Source organism: Catenibacterium sp. UBA627 (assembly GCF_002299355.1).
GTDB classification, from domain to species: Bacteria; Bacillota_I; Bacilli_A; order Erysipelotrichales; family Coprobacillaceae; genus Catenibacterium; species Catenibacterium mitsuoka.
Genome location: NZ_DBPF01000042.1, coordinates 1 through 6,347 on the forward strand (window position 1 = coordinate 1; position 6,347 = coordinate 6,347).

Annotated in this window: 5 protein-coding genes and 1 pseudogene; 2 read left to right on the forward strand and 4 right to left on the reverse strand. The window is 33.1% G+C overall.

All coding sequences use genetic code 11. The features are described 5' to 3' along the window. The 4 genes and pseudogenes from B2S90_RS02950 to pckA form a co-directional block, all read right to left on the reverse strand. Positions 1-665, reverse strand: a pseudogene (locus B2S90_RS02950) (RNA-guided endonuclease TnpB family protein); the annotation flags it as partial. Between the two features lie 837 nt (positions 666-1,502). Next, positions 1,503-1,772 carry a type II toxin-antitoxin system Phd/YefM family antitoxin gene (locus B2S90_RS02955; protein WP_278861588.1) on the reverse strand — a complete coding sequence of 90 codons (270 nt, stop codon included), beginning with the start codon at positions 1,770-1,772 and terminating at the stop codon, positions 1,503-1,505. Positions 1,773-1,845: 73 nt separating this feature from the next. Then, on the reverse strand, positions 1,846-2,481 hold the full coding sequence (locus B2S90_RS02960) for a 3'-5' exonuclease (RefSeq protein ID WP_278861586.1): 636 nt from the start codon (positions 2,479-2,481) through the stop codon (positions 1,846-1,848). A 32-nt stretch (positions 2,482-2,513) separates the two neighbouring features. Next, positions 2,514-4,106, reverse strand: coding sequence for a phosphoenolpyruvate carboxykinase (ATP) (gene pckA, locus B2S90_RS02965; protein WP_055235153.1), 1,593 nt, complete (start codon positions 4,104-4,106; stop codon positions 2,514-2,516). A gap of 249 nt (positions 4,107-4,355) precedes the next feature. Here pckA and B2S90_RS02970 point away from each other — a divergent pair, with 249 nt between their 5' ends. After that, the gene (locus B2S90_RS02970; RefSeq protein ID WP_055289180.1) at positions 4,356-5,138 is read left to right on the forward strand and encodes a zinc dependent phospholipase C family protein; all 783 of its coding nucleotides are present in this window, start codon (positions 4,356-4,358) and stop codon (positions 5,136-5,138) included. Continuing rightward, positions 5,110-6,347: MFS transporter (locus B2S90_RS02975; protein WP_286696520.1), on the forward strand; the 1,238-nt coding region annotated here is incomplete at its 3' end. The genes B2S90_RS02970 and B2S90_RS02975, both read left to right, overlap by 29 nt.

The window sequence follows — 6,347 nt, forward strand, 5'->3', positions numbered from 1 at the left end:
ATACAATGCTTTATTTCACCTGTTTCATTATCTACTTTTACTGGTGGATTTCCTTTGAAAACAATCTGAACATAGTATTTATACTTATTCCTTATAAATTTTCTAACGATTCTGTTATAACAGATTTTGCATTGCATAGCTTGATATTCATAATAATTACTGTAATCAATAATAACTGGAATTTCTAGACCATTCCAGAATATCATATCATCTTTGAAACGGATACCAGAACCATTTGATTTTCCTTCAAGACTATCTAATGTACCATATTTCTTATAATAGACTTTTTTACCATTGCCATAGAGGAATTTTTCATAAGATTTCCATAATGCAGTCGCAATCTTTTGAGCAGTAAGTGAATCAATATTATCTTTAAAATGCTTCTGCATCATCTTGACATCCTTATAAAATGAATACTCTGACATATCATACTGCTTGCGAATATCATTAATTTGTTTCCAGATATCTTTATCTGTCTTCTTATTGCCAGTCAGAGAAGACATAAGGTCTCTATATTTCTTTGTCTTGATCATTTCTTTATAACGCTTCTGAGTTACGTTGACTAATGAATTATAAATCTGTCTTCCAATTTCAAAACGCTTATTCAAAATATCCTCTTGATATTTTTCTATCTTTAATGGAAATTCAACAACAAAGTTCGCCATAATATTCACTTCACTTTCAAAATGTATATTATTCTATTAATATTGTTTTCTGTGATCTGCTAGACTTAATTTCAACAAACAATTCGACAATATATGAGAGTGGTCTTATCTACACGTTTGATCTGGTAATACTAGTAACAATCGCAAAAATCACACAAAATAACATAAAGCTATTTCATGTGTTTGAAGGATTTAATAAAGTCATTAATGTTATTAGAATACCTATAAGTGAACTGCTAAAGAGAAGATTTCTAAAGCATTAGCACTTTGTTTAGCATCTGTTTATAACCTCTATCAGCTTTCTAATAAGATTATACAACAGCTAGAAACTCCATGCGTTAGATTCATCTTCTAGAACGCCTATTAATAGGCGCTTAAAAATTATTTTTTGATTATTCTGTTATTTATATTGTATATTATCAATCCAAACCTAAAGGAGCGGGCTTTCGCGTAGTTTTTGGAATATTTATCCAAAAGAAGAGTCATATATATTACCATGACTCTTTGATACTTCATCAAATATATATATCGATAGTACGTTACAAAAATAACTTGTCGTAATCCCTTTTTGTGTTAATAATTCGATAAATATATATTTTTTTATCCAGATATTTAATAATCGCAACATATTTCTGATTAATGACAAACATTCTATAACACAATTGATTTAATCGTTCATCTGGTGTAAATACATCTATATTGGGAAATTCTTCTAGAGTTTCAATAGACTCTAAAATTGAGCCTGACACTTTTTGAGCACTTTCAATACCATATTCTAAATAATAGAAATCTTCTATTTAAGTCAGATCCTCCCAGGCACGAGGAAGAATCTCAATTTTACAATTTTCCATATCTTCTTCTAGCAAGAGCCTCCCTTGCTTCTGAAATGCTCATTGTAGGCTTTCCGCTTAATCTTTCTTCTTCAGCTTCTAACACACTGAAGCGCAAATCTAACAATTGTTCTCTTCTTTCAAATGCCTCTAAACTCATAAATACTCCGTCACCTTCACCGTTTTTTGTAATATAAATAGGTTCTTTTGACGTTTTAGCCAACTTAGAAATAGAAGAATAATCATTTCTTAACATAGCTGATGGTTTAATAATCATATTCATCACCTCTTTCATATCGATATTAAATCATAATTATACACACAATCAATCTATTTGAATCATCTACTAATTATTTTTTATTCTTTCTTTTCTTACGATAATTCTCTATTGTCCCAAAGTGATCAAAGATATCTTCCATCATCATTTCATATACATCATGCGTAATTTCACAATCATTCACTGCACGATGTGCATGAGAATAATCAATATGATAATGATCTGCAAGATCCTTGAGTCTATAGCGTTTCAAATCTTCATGTAATAGTTTTCTTGCAATCTTCAATGTATCGATATAATCATTTTGAAAGAGGACTCCATAATCTCTTAGAAGTGCATCATAGATGAAACGAATATCAAAGCGGACATTATGACCAATGATCACATCATTCCCAATGAACTTAATATACTCTCTAAGGACATCTTTTTCTCCTCTTGCATCATGTAACATACGATTAGAAATGCCTGTGAGATTCTCAATAAAATCACTTATATAGATAGTCTTATCCTTATCTAGTAAGTCTACAGGTAATTGATCTCTTAATGGGTTAATGAGTTCACTAAAGCGTGCCACTTCTTGATGATTGACATACTTAATAGCTGCGACTTCGATAAGTCTTTCCGTTTCAGGATTTAACCCTGTTGCTTCTATGTCTACCACAATATAAGTATCTGGATATTCTATTTTACTCTTACCTATTTCTCTCATAAAACCTCCAAAAAAGCCACATGAAGTGGCTTTTATTTCTTAGGATGTGGTCCTGCTTTTCTAATATTTTCTGGCATATGTGGATACTTAGTATTGAAGTTTGCTTCAAACATCATAGCAAGTTCATTGGCCATATCTTCATAAGCTTCCTTATTAGCCCATGTATCCTTAGGGTTTAATACATATTCTGGGACTCCAGGACATGATTGAGGGACATGAAGATTAAAGCGTGAATCATAATAATAGATGACATTATCTAATGATCCATTGACTGCTGCAGTGACCATAGCACGTGTATATGATAGCTTCATACGTGAACCAATACCATAAGGTCCACCATTCCATCCAGTGTTCACTAAATAAACCTTAGTACCATAGGCTTCTAGACGTGAACCAAGTAACTGTGCATAGATACCTGGATCTAAAGGCATGAATGGTTCTCCAAATAACGTAGAGAAAGTAGGCTGTGGTTCACTGATGCCTCTTTCTGTACCTGCAACTTTAGATGTAAATCCAGTAACGAATTGATACATAGCCGCATCATGATCAAGTCTAGAGATTGGTGGTAATACACCAAAGGCATCTGCAGTTAAGAAAATAACGACTTTAGGTACTCCACCTACTCCTGGAATCTGAGCATTTTGAATATATTCAATAGGATAACCGACACGTGTATTCTCTGTAAGAGTACCATCATCATAATCTGGCTGTCTAGTCTTTGCATCTACAACTACGTTTTCTAGTTCTGAACCAAAACGGATAGCACGATAGATATCAGGTTCTCCTGTAGGAGATAAGTTAATTGTCTTTGCATAACATCCACCTTCAAAGTTGAAGATACCTTCTTCACTCCATCCATGTTCATCATCCCCAATCAACATTCTATTGGGGTCTGTAGAAAGTGTTGTTTTACCTGTACCAGATAAACCAAAGAAGATAGCTGTTTCTCCAGTATCTGGATCCATATTAGCTGAGCAATGCATAGGGAGAATATTTTCCTGCAAAGGCATGCAATAGTTCATGATTGTGAAAACTGATTTCTTGATTTCTCCTGAATATTGTGAACCTACAATAATAACTGTACGTTCTGTAAAGTTAATAATAATAGCTGCTTCCGAGTTAGTATGATCTACTTCAGAAACGCAATGGAATCCTGGCGCAACGAGAATTGTATAATCTGTCAAACCAAAATTATCTAATTCTTCTTTTGTAGGCCTAATCAATAATTGATGGATAAATAGGTTCTGACATGCAAGTTCATTGATGACAGTGAATTTACGACGATATTTCTTATCAGCTCCTGCAAAGCCTTTAAAGACGAATAATTCCTTGTCACTCATATATTCAAGTACTTTTTCTTTTAATGCATTGTAGTGTTCTACACTCATGGCTACATTGACATCACCCCAGGCAATCTGTTCATGTACCTCTGGTGTATCTACAATAAATTTATCATGTGGTGAACGACCAGTATATTTTCCTGTTTTTACAACTAATGCACCCTGGTCAGTTAATAATCCTTCTTTACGCTTTAAAGCATATTCTACTAATTTAGCAGGACATAAATTATAATGTGCTTTTCCTGTATAGTTTTTAATTCCTGCATATTCGAGTGTCTTTTCCATAAAGTAACCCCTTTCATTTTGTCTGTATAACACATTATAGCATAAAATTAAATTTTTAACATACTCTATTTCCTAACAGTTATTGTCATTTGCATAAATTCTATATTTATTTTTTTGAAATGTTTGAAATTTTTTCCAAAATTAGGGGTTTAATGTATAATAAAGATACACAATCTTAACACAAACGTAATCTTTTTTTGCTTTATGTTTAGAAATGCTTGCTTATAATAAATTTCAGGAGGTCTTTTTATGCCAGCAGGTTATACACATTATATTTTTGGTGAACAGGTTTTAGATCAACTTGATGAAAACATCAAGAAAAGGATCATGCCCTACATTGATTTGTATCATATTGGGATTCATGGTCCAGATATTCTTTTTTATTATGATGTCTATAAAAAGAATCCAGTTAAATCATTAGGCTTTGGAATGCATCAGCTTCCTGCCAACTCTTTCTTTAAACATGCAAAAGAGCTTATTAAACAGGATGCAACAGATGCAACACTCGCTTATGCAATTGGATTTATTACTCACTTTACACTGGATAGTTCTTTACATCCTGAAATAGGTGTATTAGAGAATACATTATCTATGACCCACAGCTTACTAGAATCTGAATTAGATAGAGAATTACTTGTAAGAGTTGGAAGAGATCCTTTGACTGCCAATTTAACAACACATATTCATCCTGATTACACAATTGCGTTGGTCATTGCACCATTCTTTGATCTAAAGGCTGAAGAAGTAGATAAAGCATTACATGATCTACTATTTATCTTAAAATGGCTTGTTGCTCCTACTAAATTGAAGAGAAACTTTGTCTTAAGTGTAATGAAGTTAGGTGGTATGTATGAAGAATATAAAGGATTACTTATTAACTATGAAAAAGATGAACATGCTGCCAATGATATCAATCATTTAATAGAAATGAAGGATGAAGCAGTGCCTTTAGCCGTATCACTCATTAATGAGTATGTTGACCATCTTGATGATGATTACTTAAATGAAAGGTTTAATAGAAACTATGAATAAACTAACTAAACTAGAAAAATACTGGATCTTGTATGATGTCGGTAATAGCGCCTTTGTCCTACTTGTTGCTACTATCATCCCGATTTACTTTAACTACCTTGCGTCTCTCGCAAAGATCAGTGAAGTCAACTATTTAGCTTATTGGGGTTATGCATCTTCTTTCACAACTCTTATTGTTGCTATTATTGGACCAGTGCTTGGTTCTATTGTGGATACAAAGGGGTATAAGAAACCAATCTTTACTATTAGTATGATTATAGGTGTAATGGGCTTAGCCTGTTTTTCAGTTCCTAAGTCTTGGATTATATTCTTAGGTGTATTCGTTATTGCGAAGATTGGTTATAATGCAAGTCTGATTTTCTATGATTCTATGCTTCTAGATATTACAGATGACAAGCGTATGGACTATGTTTCATCTCAAGGATATGCATGGGGTTATATTGGAAGCTGTATACCTTTTGTAGTCAGCTTAGTGTTTGTCTTATTCTATGAAAAGATGGGTATTCCATTTAACGGTGCTATGACAATCGCCTTCTTAATCAATGCATTATGGTGGTTGGGCATGACATTACCACTCTTAAAGAACTATAAACAGGTAAATTTCGTAGAGAAACAAGAACATCCTATTCGTGATAGTTTTAAACGTTTAGGACATACTCTTTCTACTTTAAATGAAGATAAGAAAGTATTCTTCTATTTGATTTCTTTCTTCTTCTATATCGATGGTGTTTATACAATCATTGAAATGGCCACTGCCTATGGCAGTGCCCTTGGGCTTAATACAAATGGATTATTAATTGCCTTATTAGTGACTCAGATTGTTGCTTTCCCATTTGCGCTGATTTTTGGATATTTATCTAAAAAATACCCTACAGATAAACTTATTAAAGTATGTATTATTGCCTATACTGGTATTGCCTTATTTGCGATTCAGTTAGATAAACAATGGGAATTCTGGATCTTAGCTATTTTTGTAGGTATGTTCCAGGGAGCTATCCAGGCACTATCTCGTTCTTATTTTGCGAAAATTATTCCACCTCAGAAATCAGGTGAATACTTTGGTTTATTTGATATCTGTGGTAAGGGGGCATCCTTCATGGGTACAACTCTTGTAGGGCTCATTTCACAGCTTACAGGACATATAAACTATGGCGTGGCAATGATTTCAGTAATGTTTGTGATTGGATTCTACTTCTTCCAGAAAGCGGC

Bases quoted from the DNA above. Each gene is read 5' to 3' on its own strand.
- pckA (WP_055235153.1), bottom strand. From the start codon at position 4,106: ATGGAAAAGACACTCGAATATGCAGGAATTAAAAACTATACAGGAAAA.
- B2S90_RS02960 (WP_278861586.1), bottom strand. From the start codon at position 2,481: ATGAGAGAAATAGGTAAGAGTAAAATAGAATATCCAGATACTTATATT.
- B2S90_RS02955 (WP_278861588.1), bottom strand. From the start codon at position 1,772: ATGATTATTAAACCATCAGCTATGTTAAGAAATGATTATTCTTCTATT.
- B2S90_RS02970 (WP_055289180.1), top strand. From the start codon at position 4,356: ATGCCAGCAGGTTATACACATTATATTTTTGGTGAACAGGTTTTAGAT.